General features: G+C 36.8%; 17 protein-coding genes. 11 read left to right on the top strand and 6 right to left on the bottom strand.

Annotated features, from left to right (window positions below; translation table 11 throughout):
- Window positions 1–89: 89 nt before the first annotated feature.
- A complete protein-coding gene (locus tag LZQ00_RS06010) occupies window positions 90–1,130 on the bottom strand; it encodes a hypothetical protein (RefSeq protein ID WP_234513121.1) in 1,041 nt (346 codons plus the stop codon).
- Window positions 1,131–1,549: 419 nt separating this feature from the next.
- Window positions 1,550–3,064 carry an NAD(P)H-hydrate dehydratase gene (locus tag LZQ00_RS06005; protein ID WP_234513120.1) on the bottom strand — a complete coding sequence of 505 codons (1,515 nt, stop codon included), beginning with the start codon at window positions 3,062–3,064 and terminating at the stop codon, window positions 1,550–1,552.
- Between the two features lie 246 nt (window positions 3,065–3,310).
- Here LZQ00_RS06005 and LZQ00_RS06000 point away from each other — a divergent pair, with 246 nt between their 5' ends.
- Together LZQ00_RS06000 and LZQ00_RS05995 are read left to right on the top strand one after the other, a co-directional pair.
- Entirely contained in the window at window positions 3,311–3,772 is a 462-nt protein-coding gene (locus tag LZQ00_RS06000; protein WP_234513118.1) for a hypothetical protein, read from the top strand.
- A 199-nt stretch (window positions 3,773–3,971) separates the two neighbouring features.
- Entirely contained in the window at window positions 3,972–4,649 is a 678-nt protein-coding gene (locus LZQ00_RS05995; RefSeq protein ID WP_234513117.1) for a PfkB family carbohydrate kinase, read from the top strand.
- A gap of 185 nt (window positions 4,650–4,834) precedes the next feature.
- Here LZQ00_RS05995 and LZQ00_RS05990 read toward each other — a convergent pair whose 3' ends face one another.
- Window positions 4,835–5,074 (bottom strand): hypothetical protein, encoded by a 240-nt coding sequence (locus tag LZQ00_RS05990; RefSeq protein ID WP_234513116.1) that lies wholly within the window; start codon window positions 5,072–5,074, stop codon window positions 4,835–4,837.
- A 333-nt stretch (window positions 5,075–5,407) separates the two neighbouring features.
- Between LZQ00_RS05990 and LZQ00_RS05985 the strand changes: the two genes are divergently transcribed.
- On the top strand, window positions 5,408–5,881 hold the full coding sequence (locus tag LZQ00_RS05985) for a PA2169 family four-helix-bundle protein (protein WP_234513115.1): 474 nt from the start codon (window positions 5,408–5,410) through the stop codon (window positions 5,879–5,881).
- A 101-nt stretch (window positions 5,882–5,982) separates the two neighbouring features.
- Here the strand turns inward: LZQ00_RS05985 and LZQ00_RS05980 are convergent, their stop codons facing one another.
- Window positions 5,983–6,477: a hypothetical protein gene (locus LZQ00_RS05980; protein ID WP_234513113.1), complete on the bottom strand. Its 495-nt coding sequence runs from the start codon at window positions 6,475–6,477 to the stop codon at window positions 5,983–5,985.
- A 414-nt stretch (window positions 6,478–6,891) separates the two neighbouring features.
- Between LZQ00_RS05980 and LZQ00_RS05975 the strand changes: the two genes are divergently transcribed.
- The 3 genes from LZQ00_RS05975 to LZQ00_RS05965 all read left to right on the top strand — a co-directional run bounded on the left by LZQ00_RS05975 (window position 6,892) and on the right by LZQ00_RS05965 (window position 10,701).
- Window positions 6,892–7,410: an RNA polymerase sigma factor gene (locus LZQ00_RS05975; RefSeq protein ID WP_234513104.1), complete on the top strand. Its 519-nt coding sequence runs from the start codon at window positions 6,892–6,894 to the stop codon at window positions 7,408–7,410.
- 83 nt (window positions 7,411–7,493) lie between these two features.
- Window positions 7,494–8,513, top strand: a complete 1,020-nt coding sequence (locus LZQ00_RS05970; RefSeq protein WP_234513102.1) for a DNA topoisomerase IB — start codon at window positions 7,494–7,496, stop codon at window positions 8,511–8,513.
- Between the two features lie 43 nt (window positions 8,514–8,556).
- Window positions 8,557–10,701, top strand: a complete 2,145-nt coding sequence (locus tag LZQ00_RS05965; RefSeq protein WP_234513100.1) for a WG repeat-containing protein — start codon at window positions 8,557–8,559, stop codon at window positions 10,699–10,701.
- Between the two features lie 15 nt (window positions 10,702–10,716).
- Here the strand turns inward: LZQ00_RS05965 and LZQ00_RS05960 are convergent, their stop codons facing one another.
- Complete coding sequence (locus LZQ00_RS05960) at window positions 10,717–11,778, bottom strand: DNA polymerase beta superfamily protein (RefSeq protein ID WP_234513098.1); 1,062 nt, start codon at window positions 11,776–11,778, stop codon at window positions 10,717–10,719.
- On the bottom strand, window positions 11,765–12,532 hold the full coding sequence (locus LZQ00_RS05955; RefSeq protein ID WP_234513096.1) for a DNA polymerase beta superfamily protein: 768 nt from the start codon (window positions 12,530–12,532) through the stop codon (window positions 11,765–11,767). The genes LZQ00_RS05960 and LZQ00_RS05955 overlap by 14 nt, the downstream gene beginning before the upstream one ends.
- A gap of 382 nt (window positions 12,533–12,914) precedes the next feature.
- On the opposite strand from LZQ00_RS05955, the gene LZQ00_RS05950 reads away from it, so the two are divergent.
- From LZQ00_RS05950 to LZQ00_RS05930, 5 genes are all read left to right on the top strand, one after another.
- Complete coding sequence (locus LZQ00_RS05950) at window positions 12,915–13,103, top strand: hypothetical protein (RefSeq protein WP_234513087.1); 189 nt, start codon at window positions 12,915–12,917, stop codon at window positions 13,101–13,103.
- Between the two features lie 210 nt (window positions 13,104–13,313).
- Window positions 13,314–13,865 (top strand): porin family protein, encoded by a 552-nt coding sequence (locus LZQ00_RS05945; protein ID WP_262910926.1) that lies wholly within the window; start codon window positions 13,314–13,316, stop codon window positions 13,863–13,865.
- A 127-nt stretch (window positions 13,866–13,992) separates the two neighbouring features.
- A complete protein-coding gene (locus tag LZQ00_RS05940) occupies window positions 13,993–14,685 on the top strand; it encodes a response regulator transcription factor (protein ID WP_234513075.1) in 693 nt (230 codons plus the stop codon).
- The gene (locus LZQ00_RS05935; RefSeq protein ID WP_234513073.1) at window positions 14,682–15,968 is read left to right on the top strand and encodes a sensor histidine kinase; all 1,287 of its coding nucleotides are present in this window, start codon (window positions 14,682–14,684) and stop codon (window positions 15,966–15,968) included. The genes LZQ00_RS05940 and LZQ00_RS05935 overlap by 4 nt, the downstream gene beginning before the upstream one ends.
- A 194-nt stretch (window positions 15,969–16,162) precedes the next feature.
- Window positions 16,163–16,948 carry a phosphatase PAP2 family protein gene (locus LZQ00_RS05930; protein WP_234513071.1) on the top strand — a complete coding sequence of 262 codons (786 nt, stop codon included), beginning with the start codon at window positions 16,163–16,165 and terminating at the stop codon, window positions 16,946–16,948.
- Window position 16,949: the final 1 nt, after the last annotated feature.

The raw sequence follows: 16,949 nt of genomic DNA, 5'->3' as shown, positions 1-16,949 counted from the left end.
TAGCACCAACGAAAAAACAATAATCACCTGTTGGAGCCCTATAAAGCTACTGATAATTTTTAAAAAGAAGACAGTTTATAACAGTTTTGCTACATGTTATCATATCCATTGCTCGCATATTTGTCTACTGCTTTTTGCAATCCATCCACCAGATCGGGATGTATATGAAAATATCCAGAGGCTCTACCTTCTACCCGATAGCTATTCACTTTGTCCTTCACCCGCTTACTTCGGATATGGACTAAATTTTTATCCACAGCAGGATTTAAAATCACTTGATTACTTTCAAAATCGAAAACATAGATTTGATCTACACGTAAATATAAAGCTGTATTGATCTTTAAAAAGTGACACTCTGCCAGCATCTCTTCTGCAGCATCCTCTTCAAACAAAAAAGGAATGTCCAAACCCGAACCCAGTATACAATAGTCAAAGCCCTCCCCATAGACATACATCACGATATTCAAGTTTAATTTTCCAATTGGTTGAGTAGTTTGTTCCTTAGAGGAATTGACTAATTTTTCCGCTTGTTTAACAAGGGTATCATTACCCACTTCATTATTTCCCTCGTTTTCTACTGCATCAGCATACAGTTGCTTGTTATATGCATCTAGACAGTTGTCATTTTTAGATAGGAATTGATCACCTATCCAGAGTACAGATTTTCTAAAGTTCCGCTGAAAAGCATTGGAATAAAAAAGAATAGACATGCCCAATAATAAGGTCAATATACCTGGGATATAATGGTAATTTTTAGCGACTACAATAGAATCTTTCAATTTCAGATCCATCAATTCGCTATACAGTAAAGAAATAACGAGCACAGAAATGGCATACATTAAAGGATACAGTGCCAATATTCTCAAAAATCGTCTTCTTTTCTTTATATCATAAGCTATTGTCTCCCGTTTGGGAATAAAAATCAAAAACAAGAAGGTAATGATTACTGGAGCAACAAAGGCAAGAAATAAACCATCTTCCAAAAGTATATAGATCACATCTCCATTTGTGATTTTCAGTTTTTCAAAATTTCTAAATAGAAACCAAGTCAGTGCCAATACAACCGCGTTGCTGGAAATATAATAACAAGTTGCCTTCCATTCGGAATTATGCTTAGATAGATTTTTCATCAGGTAACGTAGATTAGTATGGTAAATATACCGCGTTATTAGTTAATAATCAAATTTTGTAATAGAAATAATAACCTTAATTCTCAGTTTCAGGCATTAATACGCACTATTTGCATATTACCTAAAGTAGTAAACCATTACAATAAGGTATTGGTTCACAAACTGTTGTTTTAATACTTTTCATTTTCAAAACCCTATAATTAGCAGAGAAGCTCAGTCGTAGAATAAATAACAAACTGCATATATTTTCATATTTTACCTGTAAGAATAAAAAATTACTCAATAATTACACTCAAGTATTTGTTTTTTTATAGACAATCTCCATCCGTTTTGAAATTCCCGACAAGAAAAATAGATACAACAGTAGCCTGTTGTTACAATATCTTGCAGATAACGATTGAAAAGGACTTGAATAAGAATTACGCATGGCTGCGTTCCAGTTCCAGAAATGCTTGAGGTAAAAACCGAATGGTATCGGATGGTAATAAACTATAAGCACCGATAGTCTGAACAGCCATATCAGCAGCTCGTCCGTGGATATATACCCCTAGGATCAGGGCTTGATGGCTGAAATATCCTTGCCCCATAAGTGCAGTAATTATACCCGTTAAAACATCACCACTCCCACCAGTTGCCATCCCCACATTACCCGTGCTATTGATAAAAATCTGTCCATCAGCCAACAACATCATACTATTTGCGCCCTTGATCAGTATATGTAGTTGATGATTCTTAGCAAATCTTTTGACTTTTTCTAACTTATCCCAATCATCCTGCCAAATACCAATAATACGACGAAGCTCTTTAGGATGAGGGGTCAATATACTATCTTTAGGAACATAAGCCCACAATTCTGGTGCTTTTGACAAGATGTTCAATGCATCAGCATCCAATACCATCGGTTGATTGCCCCTACGACGTAAAAATTCGGATAACGCTTCGACAGTTCCTACCGCTTCCCCCAATCCGATTCCAATACCAACAGCTTGATAAGGCGTGACATTGGGTATATCGGTTATAGAAGCATGGTGATTATCCGACAGTACCATCGCTTCGGGTACAGCCGTTTGTATGATTGTAATTCCACAAGCAGGTAAATATGCCGTTGCTAAACCGCAACCACTTCGTAATGCTGCTTTCAAAGCCAGTTGTACAGCTCCTATTTTTCCTTTGCTACCACCAACAATGAGTACATGTCCAAAAATACCTTTATGGTCAAATTTTTTTCTTTTTCTATAAAACGACAACAGTAGTTCTTGGTCCACATATGTCAAGTGCGTATCGGCACTTTCCATCGCTATTGAACTCAACTGAATATCCAATACCTGAAACTCATCATAAAAGATTTGATTTTGAGGCATCAATAAACCCAATTTAGGAACCTGGAATGTATAGACTAAATCCGCATGAACAACAAGTCCATGCTCCGATGTAGGTCGGTCAGCCAGTAAACCAGAAGGCATGTCAATGGCATAGACAGGTCGTTTCGATTGGTTAATCTGTTGAATGATTGAAAGCCAACGATCATCTAATTCTTCTTGAAGACCATAACCAAACAAGCAATCCAAAATGATGGAATGGGATGGAAAATCCAAGTGATCTGTTTCAGAAAAATGCTGAATAGGGATATGGGAAATCCGCTGTTGATTCAGCAAATTATCTGCGGAATAACGATCAGCCTGCCATAGGTAGACCTGAACATCCGCCAGACAGGCATCCAATAAACGAGCCAGCACTAATCCATCTCCCCCATTATTTCCTTTACCACACAAAATAGTGAAATGCTGCTGAGTCAAATCGGAATACCGCTGTTTTAGCGCCAGAAAAACAGTATGAGCCGCACGTTCCATTAAGTCTACGCTCGTTATTTGCTGTTCTTCACAGGTCGCACGATCCACATCAGCCATTTGTTTTGCAGAAAGAATTTTCATCATCACCGAGATATATGATAAACTTACTGAATAAAATGAACAAAATAACAATAAAAGCATATGATTATTTCTTCCTGGTTGGTTGCAACTTGGCATCCCTATAACTTCTGAACAGACTATTTTTTCAACAGTATAGCCACTCCCATTTGTTATCTACGTATTTATTTTATTTTTCCCGTATTTATACGTCAAACTAAAGATAAATACCAATTGTTCATTGTGTACTTATAAAAACTAAAAAGTGATCACATGAAATTAAAACATGGGACGGTTACAACAAGACCAGGTCTTCTTGTAGCTTTAATTTTAACAAATGTTAATGTAGGCATTCCAAGCGAACATATCACGACCCCCCCAGATAATCAAGAACAGCCTCCCTCACCTCCAATAAATGGTCTTGATTACGATCAACAACAATCCCAAGTCTCCGTTCAACAAGCAAGCAGAACAACTGCAGCAGATAACGCCCAAACTATTTTTGATCTATATGGATCTGTGTTATATATGGAAGTAGATCCTTTGAGCCATCCGATCCCAGATCCGGACGAGACCATAGAAGAAGATGATGATTATGAAATTAATGACAATGATGAAGAAGAGATAGACGAAGATGACGAAGAAGAATTTGATGATCAGGATAAATACTACCAAGACCTTGCCGATGATTATGAGATCTTACTTCGAAGAAACGGTCATGTGCAACTCCGTTAAAAAAAGAATTTGCTGAACACATCGGAGTATAACCAATCACCTATTGTCATCGGGATTATGTATAAAACCGTATAGTAACAACACAACTCCTGTATATATTCCGAAGCTGCTCATCGTAACCACGTGAATCGTGATGATCAAAATAACGATACACAGACGACCATAATAAACACAGCTTTTATAACATGAAACCAAAATTATGAACACAACGATCAAAAAGATAGGACATCCATTTAAAGATCAAAATGTATTGGTCATCGGAGACTTTATTCTGGATGTTCATCTGAATAGTACGCCTATAGGTCGGATTCCTAAAGGAAATATGCCAGAAGTTGACTTTCCTATACGCCATTTATGCCTGGGTGGTTCTGCACAGTTGGCGAGTTATTTACAACATAATGGCGCGCAGGTTTGCTATATGACCGTATTAGGAGAAGATCAGGCCTCTCAGACTGCGATTCAATTGTTAAAAGAGAAGGGTATCCCTTCGATCTGTATTCATTTTACAGCAGCAAGCCCTACCCTTATCCATACACGCCTTGATCAAGAAGAACAGCAGGCCTATCCAGGAGACATCATTCCTAAGCTTCATATAGACAATAGTGTGATGGATAGCTTCTTAAAAGATATCGAGAAAGCTTACTTCAATTGCGATATCCTCTATATTTCAGATTATGAAAAAGGCACGATCAGTAAACAAGTCCTTCGTTTGCTACGCCAACTTCAAGAAAAATCTAGAAAAACAATAGTGGTCGATGCTACAAACTACGACAAATACAAGCATCTATCTCCAGTATTAATAAAAACCTCAGACCCATTGGGTTTTGAATGGTTAGGAAAAAAACAACTTCAGCCATATGTACCGCTATCATCCTAAAACATACAGCTGCAACACGATACTGTTTTTTATATAAAAAATAACAAGCATATATTAAAAAGAAGAATGTAGGTTTCCATACATTCTTCTTTTGTTTTTCCAAAACCAGAATAGATAAGCTTTTTCATTCCTTATCTTCCTCATCGTAACACATTACAGTTTATTCTTATTGCTGAACATTTGCACTAGTCATGACCTTGTGTCTTGACAATTTTATTGTATACACCAAACAATAAGAACGGCGATACCCATTGCCCAACAAAAAGTGCGGTATGTTTATGACCAGCACATTTTAATACTGCAGAAGCCAACATCGCCGTTATCGCTAAACCGAGATAAACTTGAGAAGGAATCTGAGCTGTTTTTGATTCGATTTCTTTTGTCATTTCCCCTTCTTTTGGGCCCTTGTTTAATAAATTTTCCATAGTACTCTTTTTTAAAAATGAAATTAATGTATGTATTATTCCTATTCAATGAATGGATTTAAGCTCAAAATGTTTACTTCAATTCATATTAGGGTATTTTCCTCCACAACCTACGTGTTTACCCTTCCTATTTTTTATCTTACCTACTTACGCAGCATGATGGCATTGGGTTATTGATAATGGCACTTACATCTATTACTTTCTATCGATTGATGGGCATTTGCTATTAGCAATCATGTACAGTTATAAATACCTAAATTGTAAAATATTTGAACCTCTATTTTTGACAACTGTTCATCTCTAAAAGAACATTTCACTATTAAAACGATCAAAATGGAAAAATCAATTCAACAACAAGCGGACTTAGTAAACGATCTAATTGAAATCAATAACGATCGTATTGAGGGATACAACAAGGCAATAGAATTACTTTCTGATCCAGAAAGTAGTCTCGTACTCGATTATTTCAGACGTTATCGAAATCAATCGGAACAGTTTAAAACCGAGTTAAAGCCTTTCGTTTATGCCGCTGGCGAACCTACGGAAGAAGGTACTATGGCTTCTGGAAAACTGTTTAGAATGTGGATGGACATCAAGAATACCATGATGAACAGTACAACACAAGATATTTTGGTTGATTGTGAAAAAGGAGAAGATGCTTTTAAGAAAGTGTATCAGCAAATTTTAGAAGAAGCTCCCGAATTGGATGGACAAATTGTCGAAATCATCAACAGACAAGCAGCCGAACAGCTCGAGGCACATGATCAAATCAAATTATTAAGAGATCAAATCCATCCTGCCCTTTAATAAGGATGTATTTCCAGAACAATTTCCTGTATCCAAACCCATATGCAGGAAGTTATTCTGGTAATTATGATTAAATGATTATAACAATCAAATATCTCTATCTAATTTACATCCAACTGTTTAAATGCTTCCTCCAAATTAATTAATCCAGGTAAGGCATGAAAGGAAAAATAAGCAATATCTGGCCATTGTTGCTCTTGTACAAGTAGACTATATGCGCGTATACAAGCATGAATATGCCCTTCATACATCCGATTCCATTCATCTTCGTTTTTGATCGTATATTTTTGAAAACTTTTTTCTGCCTCTTTCCATATTTGTTCAAATTGACGTTTATCCAGATCAAGAGCTTTTCCTTTGGTTATTTCCAGTAACATCGGTTGCGTGCTTGTGTAATAGCTTTTCGCACGTTTACAGATTGCCAGCATGTTTTTATTTTTAGAATGTTTCTCCATCATTTGCGTCATGATCAATCCTTCTGTCCGCATAAAGACAATATCTCTCAGTACCGTCTCTTTCTTCTGTTGCTGTTGCTGCCCCAAGGAAAAGCTCTGTAAAGAAACTAAAAGGGTCAGTACGATTATATTGAGCTGCATACTCTTTTGTATTTAATAAGGTCTATACTTAATTTCTAAACAGCCTATAGCTTTTATTGTTCACGATCGACCTCTTAAGCACCTAAATCCAGTATTAATAACTTCAAATCACTCTTATTACCTATTTATCCTCCCGTAAAAATCTGTCATAGGAGCACGGAAAAAGTAGATCCCGATAGACTTACGTGTTAATGCTCAAATGGACAGGTCAATATACCCGTTTTCAAAATTTATGTCCGTGCAGTTCTTACTTCCTAAAGCAAAGATAAACCTTCATTTAACTAAAATAACACCGCTTTTTAGCTAAAATTTAGCATTGCACTTAATACGTATAAGTCATTACATATCAGACTTGAACATCGAAATTGCAAACTATAATTTGCAATTTCACGTTAATAATAACAACATCTAACCATGAAAACTGTAAACGCTATGGAAAATTCCAATGTAAACGTGTTCTTTCAGGAAAAAAGAAAAATACTAAACAACTTTGCGGGGCAATTCACAACAGATCCTGATGAAAAAGAAGATTTGATCCAAGAGACAATGTTACGCGCATTAAAATCAATAGATCGTTTCATCAGACATCCGAAATTAATGACCTGGTTATATGTAATTATGAAAAATACGTATATCAATCAGTATCGCAAGGATAAACGTAAAACTTATATCTACGAAAATTATATGCAATTAGATCCCTTATCCAATGGTGATACAAACCGTGCGGAACATACATTAGTGGCGGATGACATTCAAAAAGCAATGGATACGTTACCAAAAGAAAATGCGGAAATTTTTCGCTTGTACCTGGATGGTTATAAATACCATGAAATTGCCGAACTTTTTTTCCTTCCTGAAGGAACGATCAAGTCTCGCATTCATTTGACACGAAAGATCTTGCAAAAGAAATTAATCATGTACCAACCTAAGTAGATGAGTACGTTAACTCTTTATTTCTTATTTAATGCGAACGAAATACATACAACAATGTTTATTCCTGTATAAACACACAGCTCATGGCCACAGCAAAAGGATATAAACGCATCAAATTCCGTAAGTCATTTATTTACCTGTGCGACGATGGAACCATCTTAGATAACAAAAAGGCTTTAAATCGTATTGTCAAGTTGGTTATTCCTCCCAATTGGAACAATGTTTGGATTTCAGCACAAGCAAAGAGCAATCTACAAGCGTATGGATTTGATATCAAAGGCCGCAAACAGTATATCTATCATGCACAATATACCGCCAAGCAACAAAGTGAAAAATTTGATCATACCCAGTATGCCGGCAAACATTTGCAAAAATTAAGAAAGATCTCCACGAAACACCTGCGTCAGGATCAATGGAATACTGATAAATTATGCGCCTTGGCTTTTAAAATCATGGACAGCACCTTGATCCGTGTCGGTAATAGTCGCTATACCTTGGAAAATAAATCGTATGGTCTGAGTACCTTGGAAAAAAGACATGTCAAACTGAATCAGAATAGCATTACCTTAGCCTTTACAGGCAAAAAGGGAGTATTTCAAAAAAAGACATGGGTAGATAAAAGAATTGCAAGCTATTTAACAGAACTGATGCAGTTTAGAGGAAAACAACTGTTTTGTGTCGGTAAAAAAAATACAGAACAAGTCTTCTGCGGTCGACAGCTCAATGCCTATTTAAAAGAATATAGTGAAGGAACATTAACCTGTAAATCCATTCGCATCTGGGGTGCAAGTCGGGAAGCCTTTGGTTTATTACTACAGGAAACTGCTGCCGCTGATGAAAAGCAACGGATACGACAACTGAATACGATTATCAAGCATGTCGCACAAAAATTGGGAAACACAAAAACCGTTGCTCAAAAGTATTATGTACATCCCCATATACAAGCTACGTTTTTAGCAGGCCAATTGCCACATAGTAGTAAAAAACTTACAACGAAGCAATTGGAGCAACAACTCGTTCAGTTTTTGCAACAAACAACAAAACATAAAAATAAACCAAAAAATGCAAAAACTTTAAAACAGACATCGCCTATTTATTCGTAAATATATTTAGTACTTTCGTTTAATTTAAACGATCAATTATCTTATGTTACGAAATATCTGTGTATTTTTTCTTTCGGTCATCTGTATGGCCGTTCATGGGCAATCCAAAGAAATCTTGCTGAGTGAAGTCAAAAAATCTCAAGAAAATTTACGCATGTTCTTGCAGTTTTCTAACTTGCAGATCAAACTAGAGCCAGCTGCCGTTGTATTTGACCCCAAAGATGATTTCAATTTTGAACAGAAAGATCCCAATGCAGGTACTACATTAGATGCTACGCTACAAGCTTTCTTTTCCACAATACGGATTAATAATACTCTATTACCTCCAAATAACTTTCTATCTCTTGAGAAAGATAAATTCAAACTTACACAACTTCTAGGTGTCGAAAATTCATATTTTCTAGATCATGCCGATAAAGAACCACGTTATACACCCACTCAGATCCATTTCTTAGATCAGACCAGCATCGAGGCCAAAGGGCAGTATACCACTAAAGAAGCACTAATCGCAAAATATGGACGTACAGATGCTGAGGGTTATGCGGATATCGACTCCACCAAGCTCAGTGATGCAGATCGATTTTTATTGCATAACGCAAGCAGTTTTGATCAAGATTTTTTGGTTCATGCTGCTAAACCCATAAAAGCTATTGATATGGAAATCACGTTACCTTTGCGTGAACATCGGCTACACCTGTTAACCCCAGCCCAAAATAAACTTTCTACCCCTTCTGGAACAATCTCATTAATCGCTATGGAAGAAAATAAAGCGCTTCTGGAAGTTCCTGCTGTTTTAGAAAAAGATATCCAGATTCAGGCTTTATATCAAGACGGAAGACGATTAAAACAACGTTCAAGCAATAGCAGAACAAGTATCACTAAGGAGAAACGAGTACAATACAAAACCTTACTTCAAGTATTAGAACAAGCACAAACAACCATCGAAAAGGATAAAATAACAAATCAAGACCAATTGACTGCATATATCCAAAAACAAAGTGGCTTGGAGTTTAATAGACCTGAAGAGCTAGGTAACACACAAATAGAATTGACTTTTTCAGGACCAATTGCACAAATCGAACTAAAGATCTGGGATACTGCTGAAAAGTTATTTACCACTCATCTCACTTATCCAATAGCATATTACAACCAACAAGATCCATATATCGCAGCCGATTTAAAAACAGGTCGAGTAGGATTATTGGATCGTACTGGGAAATGGGTTGTTGAACCAAAATTCAATAATAATTTCAGACCAATCAATGCCTACTTCTATTGGGATCAGATCGATGATGAAGGTCAAACTTATCATTTTAATCCCACGACTAAAACTCTGCACCCCGTAAACTATCAGATTGATGATCCTACGATCTATCAAGAGAAATATGTTAAAATCGAAACCAAAACAAATGGTCCAATTGGTATGGTGGATGCCACAACAGGGAAAATAATGATCCCCATGCAACATGAGCTTCTACATTTCAATGCACCTGGTTTTTGGATTGCTAATCAACAAAATTCCGAAAAAGAAGGAGCATATACGAATCAAGGAGAGATTCTCCTTCCCTTTCGTTTTGATCATGTCAAGTACGAAAATGGATTCTTTTATACCGAATACAATCCGACGGAATATATTTATGATGAACAAAAGAATGTCTTCAATAACAAAGGACAAAATATAACCAATGGTAAATACTCCGAGATCAAAGGTACATTTGCTGATGGTTTGCTCCTTGTAACCAAAGAAATAAGAGAGCCAAAAACGAAAGACATAAAAGGCATTCATTATTTCTTTATCGATAGTACAGGTCATGAAGTGTTATCATTTCCAACAGAAAAATATCATCTAGCAGAACCCTTTTACAAAGGACTAGCGCGCGTAGAGAAAAGAAATAATGACGAATACCTGTATGATGGGGATTATGGTTTTATTGACAACAAAGGCCGTGAAGTTATCCCGACCATGTACGACAATGCTACTGATTTTCATGGAAAATATGCTTATGTAGCCATCAAAAAACAGGATCAATATACATATGCCTTTATCGATCGGAAAAATAACATCGTCATGAAGTTACCTTCAGGCTATCAATATAGTTGGTATGATGAGAAAAAACAGAAATGGTATATCCGATTGGGGGATGAAGAAGTCTATGATTATGATGGCAACCCAATAAAGGCGGAGTAAATAATACCTCCGCCCTTAACCATATAATATTTCCCGTACTTGAACAAGCGATTGCAACAACTTATTGCTATCCAATGATTCAGGTAAGGAACTTTTCGGATATAAGTCCGCGATTTCTGTCTGAAGTACTTCAGCCTGATCACATAACTGTTCGTAAGTCCATTTTCCTGACTTAATTTCAAGCAGTTCTGTGCGATTTGTCCGTTTGATTAACAATTCACCTGTTGCCACTAAATCTTTCGCGACTTCCAGCAAACGGATCGTATGCATCATATTTTTAGCATCATAGCCTCGTCCATGTGCCATTGTTCTTGCATAACGTTGTGCATTACGTTTTTTTTCCCATTCCCGATAAGCCAGGTAATCTTTGCAATAAGAGGAATAAGCTTCGTGATTCACAAACAACAAGGTCACCGCCTCCTCTCCTTTTGGAATGGCGCTCAAGGCTACTTCCTGACTTTCAATCTTAGCCAGTATACCACGGTATATCCCATCTTCGTGACGATCATAATATAATGCATACACATTTTTACTATGGTTCAGCTTTGTCAGTCCACAAAATTGAGGATGCATATGCTGATCCCGTAACCAGGGTACCATCGGATAGCTTGCGCTACCTTGCAGTACATAGGCAAAGTCTAATAAGGTTTTTCGTTCTGCGGAATGAGGATTATTGATTTTTTTATTCAACCCCTTTGCTTTCCTTACCTGCTGTAAAGCATATTGGACAAAGCTTTCCACCAATTCCTTATTCAGCAGTTCATGCAACTCAAAAGAACCCATCAATGGATGTCTTTCCAGCACACAATCCACAGGACTCGCCAACAGCTCCATCGCCGTCGGATTATTCTTGCTGAGCAATTCCACAAACCGCCCCAATTCATAATACACCTCATCATTCGTTTCATTACTAATCTGAGGAATATAGCCCAAACCAAAAAAATCGTGCTTAGGTAAATAAAATACCCCTTTGATATCCGTATCCGATAGCGCGGTATCCAAGCCATACGCTTTGCTTCCTGTCACCGCTTTGAACAAGATCAAGTGTTGGTCGTGTAAATCTTTAATGGTCATCATTTTCGTTTTGAACTAAATTAAAAAAATAGTGATCGAGTGGCTCTACAGGCATTTTTGCAACAGGTATGGTATCAACAGTTACCCTGAGTTTAACAAATGTATCTTTCAGGTATATGCGCCATTCCTTCTCCAATGCATAGTTAAAATCTTCCTTAACCGAACCTTTCAGTGTGATCAATGTTTCCAATGCAAGCTTTCTATCATCTGGCAACAATACCTTCAAGTGCTTGATTTCCATCGGCGCATATGATCGGTATGTTGCGATCCATTCCGCAGATAGTAAACTTCTGATCAAATAAAAAAAAGACTTCAACCCTATAGTAGGCAAATCTAATGCCTCCATTTTTCTATGGAATAAACCCAAATAGTGATGCATATGTGCCCGTATATTTGGAGCATACTCCAATAGGGGTATAAAATCATCTTTGAAAAAAGTATAATCTCCGTAACAGATCGGTGATTGCAACCATTCATATAATGTACAGTTACTTTTATACAACAGTTTTAACACCTTCCGAATATCCCAGCCATAGATATCTAGATCATCTACAATCGGATATCTGATATCCTCCGCTTCTGAAAATATTGTTAGATAATCCGCCATTTGTCTGCAATAGATAAAGCGAATATCGTAATCACTATCTTGAGATGGAAATCCCCAAGCACGACTGCCTGATTCACATGCATAGAGAATTTTTATATTTTCTTTGGTCTCGATTTCTTTGATTAACGTACATAAATAAGTGTTGTTCATTTTTTTTCTATTTCCACCAAGGGACATTCCCTGATGGTTCCTGACAAAGATGAGATGCCCTCACTGCAGCCTAAATACGCAATTCAAAACAAACACATATCACCCTGTATTTCAACACAATAAAATAAATAATAAAAAATAAGCACTGGTATCAAAAGTGACACTACGCAGGTTCTTTGCGCAGGAAAGAAAGCTTAGAGAGAGATAATAAGAAGTCTACAGGTTATCAGGTATAAAAAAGAAAGCCCATAAAGAGAATCTTTCACTAAACATACAATCCTTCAAAACATTATACGATGTCAATTGTTATGTCAATAAATATATAAAATGAGTGAAAAATAAAACACGCTCATCCATTACAAGATAGATTTAGTATACAGTTATGGGCAATCAAAATTTAGATTCGGATCAAATACCAGCAGGCTATTTAGAAAAAGTATGCCTTTCGGCAGTGGAAATTGCCCGTAGAGAAGGATTTATTGAAGGTGAACGCCATCTACGGGAAGCTTTATCCCTTTTCCCACAATACATTGATGAAGCTCTAGATCGGCTAAGGAAAGCCTGTCTATAAACGTGTTTAAGTCTAAAAAACATACTCCTCCTCCTAATCAGGTTGTGGTGAGAATCCTCATACCCAATAATTTACAGCACATCAGTAGACAAATATCTACTTCTATTTAAAATATAACTTTTCACCAGTTAAATATAACTTTAAACGTAATTATTTATAAATTATTAAGAAATAAATATTATCTTTGCCATTATATTTAACTTAATTCTAATGAAAAAAGTATTTTTAACACTACTTACATGTGTAAGTATGCACTTTGCCTTTGCGCAAGAAACTCATCCTGCCATTCAAAAAGGAAAATGGATGGTCGAAACCAATTTATCTCCTATTTCAGGATTATCGACTTCAGGATTCAGCCTTTTAACGAATGATGGTAATACATCATGGTCTATTGGTGGTGAAACAGGTTATTTTTTCCAAGATAAACTAGCTGTTAAGGTTGGGTTAGGCTATATAAGTCAAAAGATTGGCGATATATCTTTAGGTGACTATACAGTAGAAGGATCAACTCAAAATATGTTTACTTATAAGGCAGGATTAAAATATTATATTTCTAATGTGCTTCCAGTTCAAGTAGATTTAGGTGGATTGAGCCAAGATGGTGAAAACGCTTTACTATTAGGTGGCCAAGTGGGTTATGCGATTTTTGTTAAAGATAATATCGCTATTGAACCAGCAGTACGTTATGACCATGGATTAAACGATAATGCTACTGGTGTCAAAGCCTTTAGTGCACGCGTAGGTTTCTCCCTGCATTTTTAAGAATCTAATCAAAAAGGGTTCCTTCGAGGAACCTTTTTTGATACACAATCGACAAGCACAAACGTCGTACCTTATTATCTCCAAAACAATTCTATATTTCTTCAAAATTCAAATCTATATTTGTCTTATGAAAATCTTGATTATAGAAGACGAAGAGGAACTTGCCAAAAGTATCGCGGTATATCTTTCTGGGGAACAATACTTATGCGAATTTGCCAACACGTATCAGGAAGCTTTTGCCAAGATACAAGACTATCAATACGATTGCATCTTATTGGATATCGGTTTACCTGATGGTAATGGATTAAGTCTTTTGGAAGAACTGAAACGCTCAAATAAACAAGATGGCGTCATCATCATCTCCGCTAAAAATGCATTGGATGATAAAATAAAAGGTTTGCAGATTGGAGCAGATGATTACCTCACCAAACCCTTTCATTTATCTGAATTGGCTGCACGTATCTATTCCCTTATCCGTAGAAAACAATTCAGCAATTCCAATATCGTCCGTCAACATGAAATCCAGATCGACCTTTTGGCCAAAACGGTAGCTGTACATGATCAGCCTGTTATCCTAACGAAAAAGGAGTTTGATCTGCTGATGTACTTCATCGGCAATAAAAATAGAGTTATCTCCAAAAGTACTTTAGCCGAACACCTTTCGGGTGATGTTGCAGATATGCTGGATAATCACGATTTTGTCTATGCGCACATCAAAAATTTGAAAAAGAAATTGCAAGATACCGGATGCGAAACCTATATCAAAAGCGTATACGGTACGGGTTACAAATGGGAAATAAATGAACAGGATACCATATGAAACCCTTACTTAACAAGACAACTCGCCCCTTTCTCCTATATGTCCTAATCATACTGGGAATCAGCGTACCTGTTTACTTTGTCATCATTGATGGTATCTGGAAAAACGAGTTGGATGAACACAATAAAATTGTCGCAAAAAAAACTGCGCACGAACTTAACAAACTGAACCTTTCTCCAGATAAGTTACAAGCCAGTATTGCACTTTGGAATATAATCCAACCCGGAACAAATATACGACCAGTTGCTACCGGAGATGCGTTAACAAATCGCGTGTACACCCAAAACCATTCCAAATCGTATGATAAGCCATTGAACATTGATCGTTTTCGATGCCTTTCTACGGTAATCTACTTGAACAAACAACCCTATCGATTTATTATAGAAACTAATATTGAAGAGTCTCAGGAAACAATGGCTGCAATAGCTGGCATCACCCTATTTTTCTTTCTGTTGTTGGTCGTGGGTCTCCTATTATTGACACGAAAGCTCTCCAATACAGTGTGGAAACCTTTTCAGAATACAGTCGAAAAACTGAAGACATTTAACCTCAATAACCAGACTCCGATTACCTTTGAAAAAACCGACATCATCGAATTTCATGATTTGAATCAATCGTTGAACAAATTAATCACTCAAAACATATCTGTCTATAAAACCCAGAAAGAATTTACCGAAAATGCTTCGCATGAACTGCAAACACCCTTGGCTATTCTTAAAAACAAGCTGGATATCTTATTGCAAAATAAGGACCTGACAACCGATCAATACCAGATTGTGGAAGATATGCACAAGGCATTGACCCGAAGTACACGTCTCAACAAAAACCTATTATTACTGGCTAAGATAGAAAACAGCCAATTTGACCAGTCAGAGTCGATTCAATTTGATCAGATCTTACAACAGAGCATTGACATTCTCCAGGAACATATGGAACAAAAAAATATCCAGCTGCATACGGATATTCAACCTCAGATTGTCGTATTAGGTAACAGTAGCCTAACAGATATCTTAATCAATAATTTACTATTGAATGCCATACGCCACACCCCTGCCAATGGTCAGATTTCGATTGCACTTGATCGTTCTTCTTTTACCGTATCCAACACAGGAGAAAAAGAATTAGATTCAGAAATGCTCTTCAAACGATTTTCAAAACTAGCCAAGAATAACAACGGTAGCGGTTTAGGGTTGGCAATCATTACACAGATCTGCTATTATCAACGTTGGAAGGTACAATATGCATTTCAAAATAAAAATCATTTCTTTTCGATTCACTTCTAAAATTCAAAATATTTTCTAAATTGCTTTACAGCTTTGCATTATCATATGTAGGAACAAAACAATGAAAATAATCATCCCTATTCAGGATAGCGTTCATGTATGCTATTTCTTCTTTTATACTGTATTTTCCAGGGCATCCACTCGGGTGGTTAGTAGCTGTTATTCTATCCAATTTTCATCTAATACCCTCTATCATGCTAAAAATTAAGTTATCCCTATGCCTTCTCTGCTTCCTTAGTTTCGCCCATGCACAGGTAACCCTCCAGCAAGACAGCAGCAGTCACCATCAGCAACAGGATAGTTTAATCGTTACCCAGAACAGTTTATATAAGCTAAATTACAAGAACTTCATTGTACCAGCTGTATTTATCGGTTATGGTGTCGCCAGTCTCAGTATTGATGGGCTCAAAAAACTAAATACTTCTACACGCGATGAAATTAACGAGCATCAACCTGATCATATTCGCTTAGACAACTATACCCAGTATGTTCCTGCTGTACTGGTTTATGGCCTGAATGCCTTTGGCGTAAAAAGTAAACATAATTTTAGAGACAGAACCCTCATTTATGCCACCTCACAATTGCTATCAGCAGCGATGGTCGTTCCATTAAAGCATCTTGTCCACGAAGAAAGACCCGATGGCACCAACAGTCTATCCTTTCCATCTGGACATACAGCAACCGCATTTTCTTCAGCACAGTTTATGTACCGGGAGTATCGGGATAGTAATTTTTGGTTAAGTATATCAGGTTATCCTTTTGCGGTGTTTACGGGCGTTTATAGAACCTTAAACGATAAACATTGGGTGGGCGATGTTGTAGCAGGAGCTGGATTTGGGATCCTATCGACAGAACTGGCTTATTGGTTGCACCCAAAGATCAACAGCTTATTTTTTCCTAGCAACAAACCATCCTCCAGTATGATCATGCCTTTTTACCAAGATAAAAAAGTAGGATTAAGTTTTGTGAAACAGCTTTAAG

The organism is Sphingobacterium sp. SRCM116780, from assembly GCF_021442025.1.
Taxonomy (GTDB): Bacteria; Bacteroidota; Bacteroidia; order Sphingobacteriales; family Sphingobacteriaceae; genus Sphingobacterium.
Note: the sequence above shows the minus strand (reverse complement) of the source record. Positions and strands in the feature narration are given on the sequence as shown.

What these genes read in the sequence shown, in the direction of transcription:
- LZQ00_RS05945 (WP_262910926.1), top strand. Translation starts at nt 13,314, where the DNA reads ATGAAAAAAGTATTTTTAACACTACTTACATGTGTAAGTATGCACTTT.
- LZQ00_RS06000 (WP_234513118.1), top strand. Translation starts at nt 3,311, where the DNA reads ATGAAATTAAAACATGGGACGGTTACAACAAGACCAGGTCTTCTTGTA.
- LZQ00_RS05980 (WP_234513113.1), bottom strand. Translation starts at nt 6,477, where the DNA reads ATGCAGCTCAATATAATCGTACTGACCCTTTTAGTTTCTTTACAGAGC.
- LZQ00_RS05965 (WP_234513100.1), top strand. Translation starts at nt 8,557, where the DNA reads ATGTTACGAAATATCTGTGTATTTTTTCTTTCGGTCATCTGTATGGCC.
- LZQ00_RS06010 (WP_234513121.1), bottom strand. Translation starts at nt 1,130, where the DNA reads ATGAAAAATCTATCTAAGCATAATTCCGAATGGAAGGCAACTTGTTAT.
- LZQ00_RS05955 (WP_234513096.1), bottom strand. Translation starts at nt 12,532, where the DNA reads ATGAACAACACTTATTTATGTACGTTAATCAAAGAAATCGAGACCAAA.
- LZQ00_RS05975 (WP_234513104.1), top strand. Translation starts at nt 6,892, where the DNA reads ATGAAAACTGTAAACGCTATGGAAAATTCCAATGTAAACGTGTTCTTT.
- LZQ00_RS05935 (WP_234513073.1), top strand. Translation starts at nt 14,682, where the DNA reads ATGAAACCCTTACTTAACAAGACAACTCGCCCCTTTCTCCTATATGTC.
- LZQ00_RS05970 (WP_234513102.1), top strand. Translation starts at nt 7,494, where the DNA reads ATGGCCACAGCAAAAGGATATAAACGCATCAAATTCCGTAAGTCATTT.
- LZQ00_RS05960 (WP_234513098.1), bottom strand. Translation starts at nt 11,778, where the DNA reads ATGATGACCATTAAAGATTTACACGACCAACACTTGATCTTGTTCAAA.
- LZQ00_RS05985 (WP_234513115.1), top strand. Translation starts at nt 5,408, where the DNA reads ATGGAAAAATCAATTCAACAACAAGCGGACTTAGTAAACGATCTAATT.
- LZQ00_RS05950 (WP_234513087.1), top strand. Translation starts at nt 12,915, where the DNA reads ATGGGCAATCAAAATTTAGATTCGGATCAAATACCAGCAGGCTATTTA.
- LZQ00_RS05990 (WP_234513116.1), bottom strand. Translation starts at nt 5,074, where the DNA reads ATGGAAAATTTATTAAACAAGGGCCCAAAAGAAGGGGAAATGACAAAA.
- LZQ00_RS05995 (WP_234513117.1), top strand. Translation starts at nt 3,972, where the DNA reads ATGAACACAACGATCAAAAAGATAGGACATCCATTTAAAGATCAAAAT.
- LZQ00_RS05940 (WP_234513075.1), top strand. Translation starts at nt 13,993, where the DNA reads ATGAAAATCTTGATTATAGAAGACGAAGAGGAACTTGCCAAAAGTATC.
- LZQ00_RS05930 (WP_234513071.1), top strand. Translation starts at nt 16,163, where the DNA reads ATGCTAAAAATTAAGTTATCCCTATGCCTTCTCTGCTTCCTTAGTTTC.
- LZQ00_RS06005 (WP_234513120.1), bottom strand. Translation starts at nt 3,064, where the DNA reads ATGATGAAAATTCTTTCTGCAAAACAAATGGCTGATGTGGATCGTGCG.